General features: G+C 74.8%; 14 protein-coding genes. 13 read left to right on the plus strand and 1 reads right to left on the minus strand.

Annotated elements, in window-relative coordinates:
- Positions 1 to 77 precede the first annotated feature (77 nt).
- Together glgP and ACI8AX_RS00880 are read left to right on the plus strand one after the other, a co-directional pair.
- Positions 78 to 2,627 carry an alpha-glucan family phosphorylase gene (gene glgP / locus ACI8AX_RS00875; RefSeq protein ID WP_456547896.1) on the plus strand — a complete coding sequence of 850 codons (2,550 nt, stop codon included), beginning with the start codon at positions 78 to 80 and terminating at the stop codon, positions 2,625 to 2,627.
- Between the two features lie 108 nt (positions 2,628 to 2,735).
- The gene (locus ACI8AX_RS00880; protein WP_456547897.1) at positions 2,736 to 3,722 is read left to right on the plus strand and encodes an FHA domain-containing protein; all 987 of its coding nucleotides are present in this window, start codon (positions 2,736 to 2,738) and stop codon (positions 3,720 to 3,722) included.
- A gap of 214 nt (positions 3,723 to 3,936) precedes the next feature.
- On the opposite strand, the gene glgX is transcribed toward ACI8AX_RS00880, so the two are convergent.
- Positions 3,937 to 6,081: a glycogen debranching protein GlgX gene (gene glgX / locus ACI8AX_RS00885; protein ID WP_456547898.1), complete on the minus strand. Its 2,145-nt coding sequence runs from the start codon at positions 6,079 to 6,081 to the stop codon at positions 3,937 to 3,939.
- A gap of 50 nt (positions 6,082 to 6,131) precedes the next feature.
- Between glgX and ACI8AX_RS00890 the strand changes: the two genes are divergently transcribed.
- From ACI8AX_RS00890 to ACI8AX_RS00940, 11 genes are all read left to right on the plus strand, one after another.
- A complete protein-coding gene (locus tag ACI8AX_RS00890) occupies positions 6,132 to 6,950 on the plus strand; it encodes an ABC transporter ATP-binding protein (RefSeq protein WP_456547899.1) in 819 nt (272 codons plus the stop codon).
- 106 nt (positions 6,951 to 7,056) lie between these two features.
- Positions 7,057 to 7,842, plus strand: a complete 786-nt coding sequence (locus tag ACI8AX_RS00895; RefSeq protein ID WP_456547900.1) for an enoyl-CoA hydratase/isomerase family protein — start codon at positions 7,057 to 7,059, stop codon at positions 7,840 to 7,842.
- A 136-nt stretch (positions 7,843 to 7,978) separates the two neighbouring features.
- Positions 7,979 to 9,127 carry an ABC transporter substrate-binding protein gene (locus ACI8AX_RS00900; protein ID WP_456547901.1) on the plus strand — a complete coding sequence of 383 codons (1,149 nt, stop codon included), beginning with the start codon at positions 7,979 to 7,981 and terminating at the stop codon, positions 9,125 to 9,127.
- Between the two features lie 56 nt (positions 9,128 to 9,183).
- The gene (locus ACI8AX_RS00905; protein WP_456547902.1) at positions 9,184 to 10,017 is read left to right on the plus strand and encodes an ABC transporter permease; all 834 of its coding nucleotides are present in this window, start codon (positions 9,184 to 9,186) and stop codon (positions 10,015 to 10,017) included.
- Positions 10,018 to 10,099: 82 nt separating this feature from the next.
- Positions 10,100 to 10,975, plus strand: coding sequence for an ABC transporter permease (locus tag ACI8AX_RS00910; RefSeq protein WP_456547995.1), 876 nt, complete (start codon positions 10,100 to 10,102; stop codon positions 10,973 to 10,975).
- Complete coding sequence (locus ACI8AX_RS00915; protein WP_456547903.1) at positions 10,972 to 12,117, plus strand: ABC transporter ATP-binding protein; 1,146 nt, start codon at positions 10,972 to 10,974, stop codon at positions 12,115 to 12,117. Before ACI8AX_RS00910 ends, ACI8AX_RS00915 begins: the two co-directional genes overlap by 4 nt.
- Positions 12,114 to 13,256: an L-cysteine desulfhydrase Cds1 gene (gene cds1 / locus ACI8AX_RS00920; protein ID WP_456547904.1), complete on the plus strand. Its 1,143-nt coding sequence runs from the start codon at positions 12,114 to 12,116 to the stop codon at positions 13,254 to 13,256. Before ACI8AX_RS00915 ends, cds1 begins: the two co-directional genes overlap by 4 nt.
- Positions 13,257 to 13,374: 118 nt before the next feature.
- On the plus strand, positions 13,375 to 14,154 hold the full coding sequence (locus ACI8AX_RS00925; RefSeq protein ID WP_456547905.1) for an electron transfer flavoprotein subunit beta/FixA family protein: 780 nt from the start codon (positions 13,375 to 13,377) through the stop codon (positions 14,152 to 14,154).
- Between the two features lie 34 nt (positions 14,155 to 14,188).
- A complete protein-coding gene (locus ACI8AX_RS00930; protein ID WP_456547906.1) occupies positions 14,189 to 15,154 on the plus strand; it encodes an electron transfer flavoprotein subunit alpha/FixB family protein in 966 nt (321 codons plus the stop codon).
- Between the two features lie 104 nt (positions 15,155 to 15,258).
- Positions 15,259 to 16,716, plus strand: coding sequence for an MFS transporter (locus ACI8AX_RS00935; protein WP_456547907.1), 1,458 nt, complete (start codon positions 15,259 to 15,261; stop codon positions 16,714 to 16,716).
- Positions 16,717 to 16,789: 73 nt separating this feature from the next.
- Positions 16,790 to 17,980 (plus strand): cysteine desulfurase family protein, encoded by a 1,191-nt coding sequence (locus ACI8AX_RS00940; RefSeq protein WP_456547908.1) that lies wholly within the window; start codon positions 16,790 to 16,792, stop codon positions 17,978 to 17,980.
- Positions 17,981 to 18,055: the final 75 nt, after the last annotated feature.

Raw genomic sequence — 18,055 nt, forward strand, 5'->3', positions numbered from 1 at the left:
GGGCCCCTGCGAGGGGGCCGCCCGCGGTCCGTGCTACGAGTCGGCCGCCGGTCGCGTCCGTGGATAGGGTCGCCGTCGTGCGTGCTCTCCGTCGGTTCACGGTCCGGGCATCCCTCCCCGAGGAGCTGATGCCACTCGCCCAACTCGTGATGAACCTCCGGTGGTCCTGGCACCCGGAGACGCGGGACCTCTTCGAGGCGCTCGACCCCGATCTCTGGCGGACCTGCGGCGGGGACCCGGTGAAGGTCCTCGGCGAGGTCTCGGCCTCCCGGCTGGCCACGCTGGCCAAGGACCGGCGCTTCGTGCGCCGCCTCCAGGACGCGGTCGACGACCTGGAGGAGTACCTGTCGGCGCCGCACTGGTACCAGTCGCTCGGGCCCGACGCGCCCGCGTCCATCGCCTACTTCAGCGCGGAGTTCGGCATCACCGAGGTGCTGCCGCAGTACTCCGGCGGCCTCGGCATCCTGGCCGGCGACCACCTCAAGGCCGCCTCCGACCTCGGCGTCCCGCTGATCGGCGTGGGGCTGCTGTACCGGGCCGGCTACTTTGAGCAGGGCCTGTCGGCCGACGGCTGGCAGCTGGAGCACTACCCCTCGCTGGACCCCCACGGCCTGCCGGTCAAGCTGCTGCGCCAGACCGACGGCTCCGCCGTCGTCGTGCACGTCCCGCTGCCCGAGGGGCGCACGCTGCACGCCCACGTGTGGCGCGCCCAGGTCGGGCGGGTCTCCCTGCTGCTGCTCGACAGCGACATCGAGGAGAACGCGCCCGCCGAGCGCGGCGTCACCGACCGGCTGTACGGCGGCGACGAGGACCACCGCCTGCGCCAGGAGATGCTGCTGGGCATCGGCGGCGTCCGGGCGCTGCGCGCCTACTGCCAGCTCACCGGCACCCCGGCGCCGGAGGTGTTCCACGCCAACGAGGGGCACGCCGGGTTCCAGGGCGTCGAGCGGATCCGGGAGCTCACCGAGTCCCACGGGCTGTCGTTCGCCGAGGCGCTGCAGGCCGTCCGCGCCGGCACGGTGTTCACCACGCACACGCCGGTGCCCGCCGGCATCGACCGCTTCCCGCGGGCGCTCATCGAGCGGTACTTCGCCGGCTTCGGCGTGCCGCTGGAGCACCTCATCCCGCTGGGCGCCGAGGACGACCCGGCGAAGTTCAACATGGCCCACATGGGCCTGCGGCTGGGCCAGCGGGCCAACGGCGTGAGCCGGCTGCACGGTCACGTGAGCCGGCACATGTTCAGCGACCTGTGGCCCGGCTTCGACGAGGCCGACGTCCCGATCTCGTCGATCACCAACGGCGTGCACGCGCCCACCTGGACCGCGCGCGAGCTGGTCGACCTGGGCACGCAGAGCTCCAGCAGCGGCGACCCGTTCGAGAGCGACCAGCCGGCGTCCTTCGACGGCGTGGACCGCATCCCGGCCGGCGACCTGTGGAGCACCCGCCGGATGCTGCGCGGCCGGCTGGTCGAGGAGGTGCGCCGCCGCCTGCGGGACACCGCGCTGTCCCGCGGCGCGGCCGAGGCCGAGGTCGGCTGGACCGACACCGCGTTCGACCCCGACGTCCTCACGATCGGCTTCGCCCGGCGCGTGCCCAGCTACAAGCGGCTGACGCTGATGCTGCGCGACCCCGAGCGGCTGCGCGCGCTGCTGCTGGACGACGAGCGGCCGGTGCAGCTGGTGATCGCCGGCAAGAGCCACCCGGCCGACGACGGCGGCAAGCAGCTGATCCAGCAGATGGTGAAGTTCGCCGACGACCCCGCCGTCCGGCACCGGATCGCCTTCCTCCCCGGCTACGACATCGGCATGGCGCGGTACCTGTACTGGGGCTGCGACGTCTGGCTGAACAACCCGCTGCGCCCGCTGGAGGCGTGCGGCACCTCCGGGATGAAGGCCGCGCTCAACGGCGGGCTCAACCTCTCGATCCGCGACGGCTGGTGGGACGAGTGGTTCGACGGCCAGAACGGCTGGGCCATCCCGACCGCCGACGGCGTGGCCGACCCCGACCGCCGCGACGACGTCGAGGCGCGGGCGATCTACGACCTGCTGGGCACCCAGGTCATCCCGCGGTTCTACGAGACCGACCGCGACGGCATCCCCAGCCGGTGGGTGGAGATGGTGCGGCACACGCTGCGGGAGACCGGCCCCAAGGTGCTGGCCACCCGGATGGTCCGCGACTACGTGCAGCGGCTCTACGTGCCGGCCTCCGGCTCGGCCCGCGCCATGGCCGGCAGCGGCTACGCCCCGGCCCGGGAGGAGTCGGCGTGGCGCGCCCGGCTGGCCGACCGCTGGACCACCGTCCGGGTCGCGCACGTGGAGGCCACGGGCGTCGGCGACACCCCGGAGATCGGCACCACGCTGGCCCTGCGGGCCGAGGTGGAGCTGCCGGGGCTGACCCCCGGCGACGTCGAGGTCCAGGCCGCCTACGGCCGGGTCGACGACGCCGACGGCCTGCACGACGTGACCACGGTGCCGATGGCCCACGAGCACACCGACGGCTCCCGGCACTGGTTCACCGCGACGCTGCCGCTCGAGCGGACCGGCGCCTTCGGTTACACCGTGCGCGTGCTCCCGCACTCGGCGCACCTGGCCGACCCGGCGGAACTGGGCCTCGTCGTCACCGCCTGAGCCCCACCGGTCACGCCGGTCGCACCGTTCCCGCTGGCCAGCGGTGCGACCGGCGTGGCGGGCCCGCCGGACCGCCCAGTTCCGCCCTCGGTCACTAGGCTGGCGGGCATGCCCGACCGCTGTGAAGTCCTGCCCGGAGACTCCGTCGTCGCCCGTCGCGGCGGCGGTCTGCTGTGGGTGGACGCTCCCGGTGCCCCCGCCCTGACGGCGGCGCTGCACGCCTGCCTGGGCGTGTCCGGTCCCGGCGCCGACCGGGTCCTGGCCGCGGTCGCCGGCCAGGTCGCCGCGCTCGGCGGCGGCTCGGCGTCCTTCGCCGTCGTCCTCGTCGACACCGCGGGCGGCTCCGGCACCGGGGTGGCGCTGTGGGCAGGCAAGGGCCAGCCCGCCGTGGACGGCGTCCCCGTCGCCGGGCACCAGGTCGACGGCGGGTGCACCCTCGCCGCCGGGTTCCAGCTGGGCTCGAGCCTGTACGTCGGCCCGGGGCAGCCGGTCCCGTCGATGCCGCCGGGCGTCGCCTACGACCTCGTCGAGGGCACGGTCCCCGGCAGCGGCGCGATGCTGCAGCTGGCCGCCGCCGCGCACCCCTCGGCCGCCCTGGCGCCCAGCGCCACGCAGGCGCCGTCGTCGTTCTCCACCGGTTCCGACGCCGGGTTCGGCGCGCCCGGCGGCGGCTACGCCCCGGCCGCCGCCGCGCAGGGCGCGTCCGCCGACGGCGGCGAGGAGACGGCGTTCTGGAAGCCGGACATGCCGGCCGCGCCGATCCTCCGCTTCGACGACGGCCTGGTCGTCACCGTCGACGAGGACCTCGTGCTCGGCCGCCGCCCCGACAGCCACGAGCTGGTCACCACCGGGTCGGCCCGGCCGGTGCCGATCGCCGACACCCAGAACGTGCTCTCCTCCGCCCACGCTGCGGTGCAGCGCCAGGGCCGGGAGGTCTCCCTGGTCGACCTGGGCTCGCTCAACGGCACCCACGTCGCCGGCCCCGAGGCCACCGAGTGGACCCAGCTCGAGCCGGGTGTGGCCCACCCGCTGTCCGACGGCGACCGCCTGCTGCTCGGCTGGACGGTCATCACCTTCGAGCAGCCCCAGGACTGAGTGCACCGCGGTCCTCCGGACCGGACCGCGGCCACATGCCGTCCCGGCCTGCGCCGAGCTCTCCCGCCGACTCCTCCGGGGACCCCTCCGGGGTCCACTCGGAGCCGACACCCGCAGGTGCGGCTCTCGTCGCGGGACGCGACCCGACGGCACCGCCGCCGTCCGGCGCGGCTGCGGAGGTCGTGCCTCGGGGAGCCCTCCGGGCCCCCGCTCGTCACGACGGCCGGCGGAGGACGCGGAGCAGCCAGACCGTGCGGGAGGGCACCTCGATCGCGCCGGGGGCGACGACCGCCGGCCGCGGCGGGACGCCGGTCGGGTACTCGGTGGAGACGACGAACTCGTAGCCGTCGCTCCACGGGGACCCCGGCAGCTGCACCGTCACCGGCTCGGGCCCGGCGTTGAGCCAGACCAGGTAGGACTCGTCCTGCACCGGACGGCCGCGCTCGTCGCGGTGCCGGATGCCGCGCCCGTCGAGGTACATGCCGATGGTCTGCAGGTCGGTGTCGAACCAGTCGGCGGTCGTGAGCTGGCCGCCGCCCGGGGCGAACCACGCCAGGTCGCGGGTGCCCCCGGTGCCCGGGATCTCGTGCCCCTCGAAGAAGGCGACCTGGCGCAGCACCGGTGAGGAGCGCCGGATGGCCACCAGCCGGGACACGAAGGACAGCAGGTCGCCGTCGACGTCGGCCCAGTCCAGCCAGGAGAGCTCGTTGTCCTGGCAGTAGGCGTTGTTGTTGCCCTGCTGGGTGCGGCCGAGCTCGTCGCCGGCGGTGATCATCGGCACGCCGGTCGACAGCAGCAGCGTCGTCAGCAGGTTGCGCACCTGCCGGTCGCGCAGCTCGGTCACCGCCGGGTCGTCGGTGGGGCCCTCGACGCCGCAGTTCCAGTTCCGGTTGTGGCTCTCGCCGTCCCGGTTGTCCTCGCCGTTGGCCTCGTTGCGCTTGTGCTCGTAGGTGACGAGGTCGCGCATCGTGAAGCCGTCGTGCGCGGTGACGAAGTTGATGCTGGCGAACGGGCGGCGGCCGTCGGAGCGGTACAGGTCGGAGGAGCCGGTCAGCCGGTAGGCCAGGTCGCGGACGCCGACGTGCGCGCCGGACCACACGTCGCGCACCGTGTCCCGGTACAGGCCGTTCCACTCGGTCCACAGCGGCGGGAAGTTGCCGACCTGGTAGCCGCCCTCGCCGATGTCCCACGGCTCGGCGATCAGCTTGACCTGGCTGACCACCGGGTCCTGGTGGACGACGTCGAAGAACGCCGACAGCCGGTCGACGTCGTGCATCGAGCGGGCCAGCGCCGCGGCGAGGTCGAAGCGGAACCCGTCGACGTGCATCTCGGTCACCCAGTAGCGCAGGGAGTCCATGAGCAGCGCCAGCACCTGCGGACGGCGGACGTCGAGGGTGTTCCCGCAGCCGGTGTAGTCGGTGTAGCGGGCCGGGTTGGCGCCGTTGAGCCGGTAGTAGCCGCGGTTGTCGATGCCCTTGAACGACAGCGTCGGCCCGGCGTGGTCGCCCTCGGCGGTGTGGTTGTAGACGACGTCGAGCACGACCTCGATGCCCGCGGCGTGCAGCGCCTTGACCATCGCCTTGAACTCGGTGACCTGCTGCCCGCCCGTGCCCGCGGAGCTGTAGGCGGCGTGCGGGGCGAAGTAGCCCAGCGTGTTGTAGCCCCAGTAGTTGGTGAGCCCGCGGCGGAGCAGGTGCGGCTCGCTGACGAAGTGGTGCACCGGCAGGAGCTCGACGGTGGTCACCCCGAGCGACCGCAGGTGCTCGACGAACGCCGGGTGCGCCAGGCCGGCGTACGTGCCGCGCAGCGACGGCGGGACGTCGGGGTGGCGCATGGTCGCCCCGCGCACGTGCACCTCGTAGATGACGGTGTCCGACCACGGCGTACGCGGCGCGCGGTCGCCGTCCCACGGGAACGGGTCGTGCACCACGACCCCGCGCGGCACGTACGGCGCGGAGTCGGTCGGCTCGGCGGAGCCGGAGTCGACCGCGTCGCCGGGGTGGCCGAACAGCGCCGGGTCCAGCGTCAGCTCGCCGTCGACCGCGCGGGCGTAGGGGTCCAGGAGCAGCTTGGCCGGGTTGTAGCGCTGCCCGGAGCCGGGGTCGTAGCCGCCGTGCACCCGGTAGCCGTAGCGCTGCCCGGGCCCGATGCCGGCCACCCGGCCGTGCCAGACCTGGTGGGTGGTCTCCTGCAGCCGGTGGCGGTGCTCGGTGCCGTCGGCGTCGAACAGGCACAGGTCGACCGCCTGCGCCCCGGCCGACCACAGCGCGAAGTTGGTCCCGTTCCCGTCCCAGTGCGCCCCGAGCGGTGCGGGGGAGCCCGGCCAGACCTCGAGGTCGTTCCCTGCTGCTGCGCGCATCTCCCGATCCTGCCAACCGGGGGACGGTGAGGGGTTGGTTGGATGGCCTCGTGTCGAGCACCGCTCCGTTCCCCGCCGGAGGAGCCGAGTCCGTCGTCGAGGTCCGCGGCGTCGACGTGGTCCGCGGCGAGACCCACCTGCTGCGCGGTGTCGACTGGACCGTGCGGTCCGACGAGCGCTGGGTCGTGCTGGGCCCCAACGGCGCCGGGAAGACGACGCTGCTGCAGCTGGTGTCGGCGCACATGCACCCGACCCGCGGCGAGGTCCGGCTGCTGGGCGAGACCCTGGGCGCCGTCGACGTCTTCGAGCTGCGGCCGCGCATCGGCCTGACGAGCGCGGCCCTCGCCCAGCGGATCGCCCCCGGCGAGCGCACCGGGGACGTCGTCGTCTCGGCCGGCTACGCCGTCGTGGGGCGCTGGCGGGAGCGCTACGACATCGCCGACCTCACCCGCGCGGCGATGCTCATGCGGCAGTGGGGTGTCGACGCCTTCGCCCACCGGCCGTTCGGCACGCTGAGCGAGGGCGAGCGCAAGCGGGTGCAGATCGCGCGGGCGCTCATGCCCGACCCGGAGCTGCTGCTGCTCGACGAGCCGGGGGCGGGGCTTGACCTGGCCGGCCGGGAGGACCTGGTGGCCCGGCTGTCGGACCTGGCCGGCTACCTGTACGCGCCGGCCCAGGTGCTGGTCACCCACCACGTCGAGGAGATCCCGCCCGGCTACACCCACGCGCTGCTGCTGCGTGGGGGCGAGGTGGTGGCGGCCGGCCCGGTCGACGGCGTGCTCACCGCAGAACGCCTGTCGGAGACGTTCGGCCTGCGGCTGCGGCTGGACCGGGCCGACGGCCGGTTCACCGCCCGCCGGGCCGGCTGAGGGAGGACCCCGTGCCCCCCACCGCTCGCGGGCTCGCGGCGGGCCCCCGCACGGGGCCGAACTAGGGTTCCGGGGACGACGACGTCCCCACCGCCGGAGGTACCCCGTGAGCGAGCCGGAGTTCGTGACCCTGCAGGTCGAGGACGGGGTGGGCACGATCCGCCTCGACCGGCCCAAGATGAACGCGATCGACGACCAGTTGCACCGGGAGGTCCGCGCGGCCGCCCTCGAGGCGGGCCGCCGGGACGACGTGCGGGCGGTCGTGCTCTACGGCGGGGAGCGGGTGTTCGCCGCCGGGGCCGACATCAAGGCGATGGCCGACCTCGACGCGCGCGGCATGGCGGCGTGGGGCCGGGAGCTCACCGAGTCCTTCGCCGCGGTCGAGCGCATCCCGCGGCCGGTCATCGCCGCGATCACCGGCTACGCCCTGGGCGGCGGCTACGAGCTCGCGCTGTGCGCGGACTTCCGGGTCGTGGGGGCCGGGGCCAAGGTGGGCCTGCCCGAGATCACGCTCGGCATCATCCCCGGCGCGGGCGGCACGCAGCGGCTGGCCCGCCTGGTGGGCCCGGCCAAGGCGAAGGACCTGATCTTCACCGGCCGGCACGTGGCCGCCGAGGAGGCCCTGGAGATGGGGCTGGCCGACGCCGTCGTCCCCGACGACGAGGTGTACTCCACCGCGCTGGCCATGGCCCGCCGCTTCGCCGCCGGCCCCACCCTGGCGCTGGCCGCGGCCAAGCAGGCGGTCACCGACGGCCTGGACATGACCCTGCCGCAGGGCCTGGCGCTGGAGACCCGGCTGTTCTCCGGCCTGTTCGGCACCGAGGACCAGCGCACCGGCATGCGGTCCTTCATCGAGAACGGCCCCGGCAAGGCGACCTTCAGCGGCCGGTGACCGGCGCAGTTCGTCTCGTGTTCGCCACACCGTCGCCGTTCGGGGCCACCTGACGCGCTCCCGTCTGTCACCATCCCGGAGGCCGCCGGGCCCGCGGTCCGCGCGGCCGCCCGGCACTGACACCTGGAGGAACCCCGTGCGACCCAGCACCCCGAAGACCGCCGTGGCCCTGCTCACGGCGGGCCTGACCCTCGCCGCCTGCGGCGGCGGTGACGACGGGGGAGGCGGCGGTGGCGGTGGCGGCGGCGAGGCCGCCGAGGCCACCTCGCTGGCCGACTTCGGCTCGATGGACGAGCTGATCGCGGCCGCGCAGGAGGAGGGCGAGCTCAACGTGATCGCCCTGCCGCCGGACTGGGCGAACTACGGCGAGATCATCTCCACCTTCGAGGAGAAGTACGACATCCAGGTCAACAGCACGCTGCCCGACGGGTCGAGCCAGGACGAGCTCAACGCCGTCGAGAGCCAGCGGGGCCAGGACCGCGCCCCCGACGTGCTCGACCTCGGCACCGCCTTCGCCCGCCAGGCGCAGGCCCAGGACCTGCTCGCCCCCTACAAGGTCGAGACCTGGGACGACATCCCCGAGGGCCAGAAGGACCCCGAGGGCCACTGGTACAACGACTACGGCGGCTACATCTCGATCGGCTGCAACGCCACCATCGTCGGTGAGTGCCCGCAGACGATGCAGGACCTGCTCGACCCGCGGTACGCCGGCCAGGTCGCCCTCAACGGCAACCCGACGCAGGCCGCGGCGGCCTTCGCCGGTGTCTGGGCCGCCTCCCTGGCCAACGGCGGCGACCTCGACGACATCGGCCCGGGCATCGACTTCTTCGTCGAGCTCAAGGACGTCGGGAACTTCAACCCGGTGGAGAGCACTCCGGCGACCATCGAGAGCGGCGAGACGCCGATCGTCCTCGACTGGGACTACCTCAACGCCGCCTACGAGGAGGGCCTCGCCGAGATCGGGACCGAGTGGCAGGTCGCCGTCCCCAGCGACGGGCTGTTCGGCGGCTACTACAGCCAGGCCATCAGCGCCTACGCCCCGCACCCGGCGGCCGCCCGCCTCTGGCAGGAGTTCCTCTACAGCGACGAGGGCCAGAACCTGTGGCTGGCCGGTGGCGCCCGCCCGGTGCGCCTGGCCGCGATGGAGGAGGCCGGGACGGCCGACGTCGAGGCGCTCGCCGCGCTGCCGCCGGTCCAGGGCGAGGCCCAGTTCCCGACCGAGGAGCAGGAGGGCGCGGCCAAGGAGGTCGTGACCGCCCGCTGGAACGAGGAGATCTCCGGCTGAGCACCACCCTGGACGCTCCGGCCGCCGCCGGCGCGCGCCGCGCGGGGCTGCTCAGCGTGCTGGGCACGCTGCCGTTCTTCCTCTACGTCGCGGTCTTCCTGCTGCTGCCGATCGGCGTGCTCGCCGTCGAGGCGTTCCGGGTCACCGACCCGGTCACCTTCGACGAGGGCTGGTCCACCGAGAACATCGGCCGGATCACGGAGGGCGCCTACGGGCGGGCCTACCTGGGCAGCCTGCAGCTGTCGGCCAGCACGGCCCTGCTCGGCGCCGTGCTGGGCACGGCCCTGGCGGTGGCGATCCTCCGGTCCCGCCGCGGGCGGCTGCTGCGCCGGCTGGTGCTCACCGCGTCCGGCGTGCTCGCGAACTTCGGCGGCGTGCCGCTCGCGTTCGCCTTCCTCGCCACGATCGGCAACGCCGGCGTCGTCACCCCGGTGCTCACCGACACCCTCGGCCTGGACGACTTCTCGCTGACCTCCATGCTCGGCCTCGGCGTCGTCTACCTCTACTTCCTGGTGCCGCTGATGGTCCTCACCGTCACCCCGGCCCTCGAGGCGCTGCGGCCGCAGTGGCGGGAGGCCGCGGACAACCTCGGCGCCAGCGGGTGGCAGTACTGGCGGTACGTGGGCGGGCCGGTGCTCGCCCCGCCGGTCCTCGGCGCCACGATGCTGCTGTTCGCCTCGGCGTTCGCCGCCTACGCCACCGCCAAGGCGCTGGTCGGCAGCAGCGTCCCGCTCGTGACGCTGCAGATCGCCGACTCGCTGTCGAGCAACGTCGTCGTCGGCGCGGAGAACCTCGGCAAGGCCCTGGCCCTCGGCATGGTCGTGCTCGTGGGCGTCGTGATGGTCTTCTACGCCTGGGTGCAGCGGCGCGCGCAGCGGTGGCTCACGTGACCGGGCTCGCGAGGTCGCGCAGGGACACGGCACGGCCCGGCACCGCTCCGACCAGCGCCGGCGAGGAGGAGCGGTGACGGCGATGACGACCGGGGTCACCGGCGCCGGCAGCGTCGCCCCGGAGACACCGGTCCGGCCCGGGCGCCGCGGCAGGGGCCGGTGGCGGTGGGGCGTGTTCGCCGTCCTCGGCGTCTACTTCCTCGTCCCGCTCGCCGCCTCGGTCTGGTACACGGTCCGCGACCGGCGCGACGGCGGCGTCACGCTCGAGCCGTACACGCGGATCCCCGGCGCGGAGGGCTTCGCCGACACCTTCGGCCGCTCGCTGCTGCTGGCCCTGTTCACGGTGCTGATCGTCCTGGCGCTGGTGCTGCCGGTCGTCGTCCTCGTGGAGCTGCGGCTGCCGCGGCTGCGGACGACGGTCGAGATCCTCACCCTGCTGCCGCTGGTGCTGCCGCCGATCGCCCTGGTCGTCGGCGTCCGCAGCGTGCTGGCGTGGGCCCCGGACTACTTCCTCGACACCCCGGTCGCCGAGTTCATGTTCGCGCTCCAGGAGCCGGAGCTGCCCTGGATCCTCGTGCTCGTCTACGTGGTGCTGGCGATGCCCTTCGTCTACCGGGCCCTGGACGCCGGGGTGCGCGGCGCCGGGCTGCGCACGCTCACCGAGGCCGCCCGCAACCTCGGCGCCTCCTGGCCCCGCGTGATGGTCTCGGTCGTGCTGCCGGTGCTGCGCACGTCGGTGCTCAACGCGGCGTTCCTCACCGTGGCGCTCGTGCTCGGCGAGTTCACGGTCGCCAACATCCTCGGGTTCCAGACCTTCCCGACCTGGATCGTCCTCGCCTCCGGCGCGGAGCCCCAGCTGTCCGTGGCGGTCTCGGTGCTCTCGCTGCTGCTCACCTGGGCGCTGCTCCTGCTGATCTCCGCGCTGGACCGCCAGCGCCGGGGGGAGGACCCCGCATGACCGCCGTCCCGTCCAGCCCGTCGGCCCCGGCGGCCGCGGGTCCCGTGCCGCCGGGCAACGCCGCCGCCGCCGAGCTGCGGCAGCGTCCCGGCGTCGCCGTCCGGCTGGAGGGCCTGACCCGGCGCTACGGCACGGTGCTGGCCCTCGACGGGCTGGACCTCGAGATCGCCGGCGGGGAGTTCCTCGCCCTGCTCGGACCCTCCGGGTGCGGCAAGACGACGGCGCTGCGGGCGATCGCCGGCTTCGAGCGGCCCGACGCCGGGCGGGTGCTCCTCGACGGCGACGACGTCACCGGCGTGCCGGCGAACAGGCGCGACATGGGGATGGTCTTCCAGGCCTACAGCCTCTTCCCGAACCTGACCGTCGCCGACAACGTCGCCTTCGGGCTGCGCGTGCGCCGGCGCGGCGGCAAGGCCGAGCGCCGCGCCCGCGCGGCGGAGCTGCTGGACCTGGTCGGCCTGGCCGACCGGGCCGGCCGCTACCCGCACCAGCTGTCGGGCGGCCAGCAGCAGCGGGTGGCGCTGGCGCGCGCGCTCGCCGTCGAGCCGCGGGTGCTGCTGCTGGACGAGCCGCTGTCGGCCCTCGACGCGCAGGTCCGAGTGCAGCTGCGGGAGGAGATCCGCCGGCTGCAGCTGGAGCTGGGCATCACCACGGTCTTCGTCACCCACGACCAGGCCGAGGCGCTGTCGGTGGCCGACCGCGTCGGCGTCATGCGCGCCGGCCGGCTGGAGCAGGTCGCCTCGCCCGACGAGCTCTACGAGCGCCCGGCGACGGCGTTCGTCGCCCAGTTCGTCGGCACCATGAACCGCATCCCCGCCGTGCTCGGCGACGGCGACGTGGAGTTCCTGGGTGTGCGCCGGGAGGTCCTGGGCGCCGCGCCCGCCCCCGGCCCGGCGGTGGCGCTGGTCCGGCCGGAGGGTCTCCTGGTCGCCGCCGACGAGCGGGGCGTGGGCCGGGTCGTCACCCGCACCTTCTCCGGCGCCACCACCCGGCTGGCCGTCGCCCTGCCCGACGGGCTCGAGGTGCAGGTGGACGTCGCCAGCGCCGACAGCCAGGGCCTCACGCCGGGCACAGCGGTGACCGTCACCCCGGCGGAGCGTCCGGCGCTGGTCGCCGCCGCCGAGCCGGGGGCGGAGGGGTGACCGGCCCGAGGGACGACCGGGCCGGCGCCCCGGCCGACGACTGCGCCGACCTCGACCGCTCCGACCCGGCCGGGCGCGCCTGGGTCGACCGGGCGATCGCCGCGGTCGAGGCCGACGCGCACCGCAGCGCCGACACCCACCTGCTGGCCTACCCGCTGCCGCCGGAGTGGGGCATCGACCTGTACCTCAAGGACGAGTCGACCCACCCGACCGGCAGCCTCAAGCACCGGCTGGCGCGCTCGCTGTTCCTGTACGGGCTGTGCTCGGGGCAGATCACCGAGGGGACGCCGGTGGTGGAGGCCTCGAGCGGTTCCACCGCGGTGAGCGAGGCCTGGTTCGCGCGGATGCTCGGCCTGCCGTTCACCGCCGTCATGCCGGCCTCCACCAGCGAGGAGAAGGTGGCGCTCATCGAGTTCCACGGCGGCCGCTGCCACTTCGTGGAGCACGCGCGGGACATGTACGCCGAGGCCCGCCGGCTGGCCGCCGAGTGCGGCGGGCACTACCTCGACCAGTTCACCTTCGCCGAGCGGGCCACCGACTGGCGGGGCAACAACAACATCGCCGAGTCGGTGTTCGAGCAGCTGGCGCTGGAACGGCACCCGGTGCCCGAGTGGGTGGTCGTGGGCGCGGGCACCGGCGGCACCAGCGCGACCATCGGCCGCTACCTGCGCTACCGGCGGCACCCCACGCGGCTGGCCGTCGTCGACCCGGAGAACTCGGCGTTCCTCCCGGGCTGGGCCGCCGGCGACCCGGAGCTGACCACCGGCCTGCCCTCGCGCATCGAGGGCATCGGCCGGCCCCGCGTCGAGCCCTCGTTCGTGCCGACCATCGTCGACCGGATGATCCGCGTGCCCGACGCGGCGTCGCTGGCCGCGATGCGCCACCTCGCCGAGGCGACCGGGCGGCGGGCCGGGGGGTCGACCGGCACGAACCTGTGGGGCGCCTTCACGCTGGTCGCCGAGATGCTCGCCGCCGGGGTGCGCGGCAGCGTCGTCACCCTGCTGTGCGACGGCGGCGAGCGCTACGCCCACACCTACTACGACGACGCCTGGGTGGCGGCGCAGCGCCTGGACCTGGCACCCCACACCGGGACGCTGCGCCGGTTCGCCGCGACGGGGGAGTGGCGGCCCACCGGGTGACGGGGCTCACCGGCCTCCGCCGTCCCCGCCATCTTTACGTGGAAGTAACCTCCAGAGTCGGAGCCAGGCGGGCCGTCGGGCTCGCGTCCCCCTGACGTTCTCGGAGGTAGGTCTGGCGATGAACATCGTCGTTCTGGTCAAGCAGGTCCCCGACTCCGGCACCCAGCGCTCGCTGGACCCGTCGGACAACACCGTCGCGCGTGCCGGTGCGGACAACGTCGTCAACGAGATCGACGAGTACGCCATCGAGGAGGCGCTCACCGTCAAGGAGGCGCAGGGCGGCGAGGTGACCGTGCTGACCGTGGGCCCGGCCAGCGCCACCGACGCGATCCGCAAGGCGCTGTCGATGGGCGCCGACAAGGCCGTCCACGTCGTCGACGACGCCATCCACGGCTCGTGCGCCGTCCAGACCTCGGCGATCCTCGCCGCGGCCCTGCAGCAGATGGACTACGACCTCATCCTCACCGGCGCCACCTCGACCGACGGCCAGGTGGCGGTCATGCCGGCGCTGCTGGCCGAGCGCCTCGGGATCCCGCAGGTGTCGGGCGCGCAGAAGCTCACCGTCGAGGGCTCGACGGTCAAGGTGAACCGGCAGACCGACGGCGGCTACTGGGCGCTCGAGGCCCCGCTGCCGGCGATCGTGTCCACCTGGGACACCATCAACGAGCCGCGCTACCCCTCCTTCAAGGGGATCATGGCGGCCAAGAAGAAGCCCGTGGAGACCAAGTCGCTGGCCGACCTCGGCATCGACCCCTCCACCGTCGGCCTGGCCAGCGCGACCAGCGAGGTGCTCGACTTCGCCGGCCGCCCGCCCAAGGGCGAGGGCGTGAAGGTGCCCGACGAGGGCGACGGCGCGCAGAAGTTCGTCGACTTCCTCGCCAGCCAGAAGATCGTCTGACCCGGATCGACGCGGAAGAGGAGACAGAGCAGTCATGGCAGAGGTCCTGGTCCTGGCCGAGCTGAACCCCACCGGCGACGGTGTGCGCAAGACGACGCTGGAGGCGCTGACCGCCGCCCGCGCGCTGGGTGAGGTGTCGGCCGTCGTCGCGGCGGCCCCGGGTGCGGCCGCGGCCGCGCGGGAGAAGCTCGCCGAGTACGGCGCGCAGACGGTCTACGTGGCCGAGAGCCCCGAGATCGACGAGTACCTGGTCGCCCCCAAGGCCGAGGTGCTGGCCCAGCTGGTGAGCGAGAAGTCGCCCGCCGCCGTGGTCATCCCCTCCTCGCCCGAGGGCAAGGAGATCGCCGCCCGCGTGGCGCTCAAGACCGGCAGCGGGTTCCTGACCGACGTCACGGAGATCGCGCCCGACGGCACGGCGACCCAGCTCGCCTTCGCCGGGCAGGTCATCGTGCACTCGCGGGTCAAGGTCGGCACCCCGATCTACACCCTGCGCGGCAACTCGGTCGCCCCCGAGCCGGCCCCGGCCGCGGGCACCGAGCAGCAGGTCGCCGTCCAGCTCTCCGACGCCGCCAAGGCCACCCGGGTGCTCGACCGGGTCGTGGAGCAGAAGTCCTCGCGGCCGGAGCTGACCGAGGCCTCGATCGTCGTCTCCGGTGGCCGCGGGGTCGCCTCGGCGGAGAACTTCTCCATCATCGAGGGCCTGGCCGACTCGCTCGGCGCGGCCGTCGGCGCCTCCCGCGCGGCGGTGGACTCCGGCTTCTACCCGCACAGCTTCCAGGTCGGGCAGACCGGCAAGACCGTGTCGCCGCAGCTGTACGTGGCGGTCGGCATCTCCGGCGCCATCCAGCACCGCGCCGGCATGCAGACCTCGAAGACCATCGTGGCCATCAACAAGGACCCCGAGGCCCCGATCTTCGAGCTCGCCGACTTCGGCGTCGTCGGCGACCTGAACACGGTCGTGCCGCAGGCGACCGAGATCATCACCGCCCGCAAGGGCTGAGCGACAGCTCACCAGCCGAGCGCCGGTCCCCCAGTCCGGGGGACCGGCGCTCGGTCGTGTCCGGGACGGGAAGCAGGGAGGGGGGTGGCGGGTTGGGCGGGGACGTGGGCAGTGACGTGGACCCCGACGTCGACGGGGGGATCCTCGGCCGCGGTCTGCGGCTGCGCACCGCCGGCCTGCTGCTGCTGGTCACCCTCATCGCGTTCGAGACGATGGCCGTGGGGACGGCGATGCCGACCGTCGTGGCCGAGCTCGACGGGCTGGCCTGGTACGGCTGGCCGTTCTCCGCCTTCCTCGTCGCCTCGGTGGTCGGCATGGTCGTCGGCGGCGACATCGGCGACCGCCGCGGCCCGCGGACGGCGGTGGTCGCCGGGGTCGCGGTCTTCGCCGCCGGGCTCCTGGTCGCCGGGGTGGCCGGCTCGATGGCCGTGCTGGTCGCCGGCCGCGCCGTGCAGGGCCTGGGGTCCGGCCTGGTCGCCGTCTCCCTGTACGTCGCCGCCGGCCAGGCCTTCCCGGCCCGGGCGCGGCCGGCGCTGTTCGGTGCGTTCTCCACCGCCTGGGTGGTGCCCGCCCTCGTCGGGCCGGTGATCGCCGGGCTGGTCACCACGCACGCGTCGTGGCGGCTGGTGTTCCTCGGGCTGCTGCCGCTGGTCCTCGCCGGCCTGCTGCTGGTCCTGCCCGCGCTGCGCGCGCTGCCGCCCCCCGAGGAGGGGGCGGTCCCGGACCCGGCGCGGCGCTGGTGGGCAGGGCTGGCCGGCCTCGGCATCGCGGCGCTGCAGTACGCCGGGCAGCGGCTGGACGGGCTCGCCGTGGTGCTCGCCGTCGCCGGCCTGGCGGCTCTCGTCGTCGGGCTGCGCCGGCTCCTGCCGACGGGCACGGTCCGGGCGGCGCGCGGGCTGCCGACCGTGGTGGCCTCCCGCGGCCTCCTGGCCGCCGCCTTCTTCGGGGTGGACGCGCTGCTGCCGCTCACGCTCACCGAGCTGCACGGCTACAGCCCCGTCGCCGCCGGCGTCCCGCTGACCGCGGGTTCGCTGGGCTGGGCGCTGGCCTCCTACTCCCAGGGCCGCCGGCCGGGGCTGTCCCGGGTGCTGCTGCTGCGGGTCGGCTTCGCCTCGCTCGCCCTCGGGGTGGCCGGCACCGCGCTCGTGGCGGTCCCCGGGCTGGGCGGCTGGACCTCCTACGTCACCTGGACCGTGGCCGGCTTCGGCATGGGCCTGGGCATGCCGAGCGTCGGCGTCCTGCTGTTCGAGCACTCGCCCGAGCACCGTCGCGGCACCGACTCGTCCGCGCTGCAGATCTCCGACGTCACCGGCTCGGCGCTGAGCGTCGGCGCGGTGGGTGTGCTGGTCGGGGCCGCCAGCCAGGGCTCGCTGCCGCTGGCCGGGGCGGTGCTCGCAGCGGTCGCGCTGCTCACGGTCGTCGCCGCGACGGGCGCCCTCGTGGCCCCGCGCGCGGGCGGTGCACCGGCGCGGACGGCGCCGCCGACGCCCGCGACTACCCTGGCCGAGGCGGGCCGGCCTGCAGCGAGCACGGGGGCACCGGCCGGCGAGGAGGTCCGGTGACCGAGCCCGCGAGGTCACGCGTGTGCACAGCACGTCACGGCACCTGGCCGACGAGCGCCAGCGAGGAGGACTGGTGACGTACCTGGACCACGCGGCGACCACGCCGCTGCTGCCCGAGGCGCTGGCGGCGATGACCGAGCAGCTCGGCCGGGTCGGCAACGCCTCCTCCCTGCACGCCAGCGGTCGCGCGGCCCGTCGCACGGCCGAGCAGGCCCGCGAGCGGCTCGCCGCGGCCCTCGGCGCCCGGCCGTCGGAGGTGCTGTTCACCGGCGGCGGCACCGAGAGCGACAACCTCGCCGTCAAGGGGCTGTTCTGGGCGCGGCGCGAGGCCGACCCGCAGCGGCGCCGGATCGTCACCAGCCCGGTCGAGCACCACGCCGTCCTGGACAGCGTGGAGTGGCTCGCCAAGCACGACGGCGCCGAGATCACCTGGCTGCCGGTCGAGCCCACCGGCCGGGTCACGCCGGCGGCGCTGGCCGACGCGCTCGGCGACGGGTCCGACGTCGCGCTGGTGAGCGTCATGTGGGCCAACAACGAGATCGGCACGGTCAGCGACCTCGCGGCGCTCGCCGCGGTCGCGCACGAGGTCGGCGTCCCGCTGCACACCGACGCGGTGCAGGCGGTGGGCCAGGTGCCGGTCGACTTCGGCGCCAGCGGTGTCGACGCGCTGACCATGACCGGGCACAAGCTGGGCGGCCCGATGGGCGCCGGCGCCCTGCTGCTGCGCCGCGACGCCGCCTGCATGCCGCTGCTGCACGGCGGCGGCCAGGAGCGCGACGTCCGCTCGGGCACGCTCGACGTGGCCGCGATCGTGGGCTTGGCCGTGGCGGCCGAGGTCGCCGTCGCCCGGCGCGAGGACCGCGCCGTGCGGCTGACCGGCCTGCGCGACCGGCTCGTCGCCGGGGTGGTCGAGCGGGTCCCCGACGCCCGCCTCAACGGCGCCCCGTTGGACGACGTCCTCGCCGGCGACCTCGGGAGGCTGCCCGGCAACGCGCACCTGTCGTTCCCCGGCGCGGAGGGCGACGCGCTGCTCATGCTGCTCGACGCCCGCGGGGTCGAGTGCTCCACCGGCTCGGCGTGCAGCGCCGGTGTCGCCCGGCCCAGCCACGTGCTGCTCGGCATCGGCGCCGAACCCGACCGCGCGCGCAGTTCGCTGCGCTTCTCCCTCGGCTCGACGTCCACCGACGCGGACGTCGACGCGGTGCTCGACGTGATCGGTCCGGTGGTGGAGCGGGCGCGGCGGGCGGGGATGAGCCGGGCGTGAGGCGACAGGGAGTGGGCATCGCAGCGAGGTCTGCGAGCGAGGAGCGGAGCGACCGCGGAGCCGGACCGGGGGCAT

The organism is Blastococcus sp. SYSU D00813, from assembly GCF_054050735.1.

Coding starts and splice junctions, on each gene's coding strand:
- glgX (WP_456547898.1), bottom strand. CDS start 6,081: ATGCGCGCAGCAGCAGGGAACGACCTCGAGGTCTGGCCGGGCTCCCCC.
- ACI8AX_RS00915 (WP_456547903.1), top strand. CDS start 10,972: ATGACCGCCGTCCCGTCCAGCCCGTCGGCCCCGGCGGCCGCGGGTCCC.
- ACI8AX_RS00925 (WP_456547905.1), top strand. CDS start 13,375: ATGAACATCGTCGTTCTGGTCAAGCAGGTCCCCGACTCCGGCACCCAG.
- ACI8AX_RS00930 (WP_456547906.1), top strand. CDS start 14,189: ATGGCAGAGGTCCTGGTCCTGGCCGAGCTGAACCCCACCGGCGACGGT.
- ACI8AX_RS00880 (WP_456547897.1), top strand. CDS start 2,736: ATGCCCGACCGCTGTGAAGTCCTGCCCGGAGACTCCGTCGTCGCCCGT.
- ACI8AX_RS00910 (WP_456547995.1), top strand. CDS start 10,100: ATGACGACCGGGGTCACCGGCGCCGGCAGCGTCGCCCCGGAGACACCG.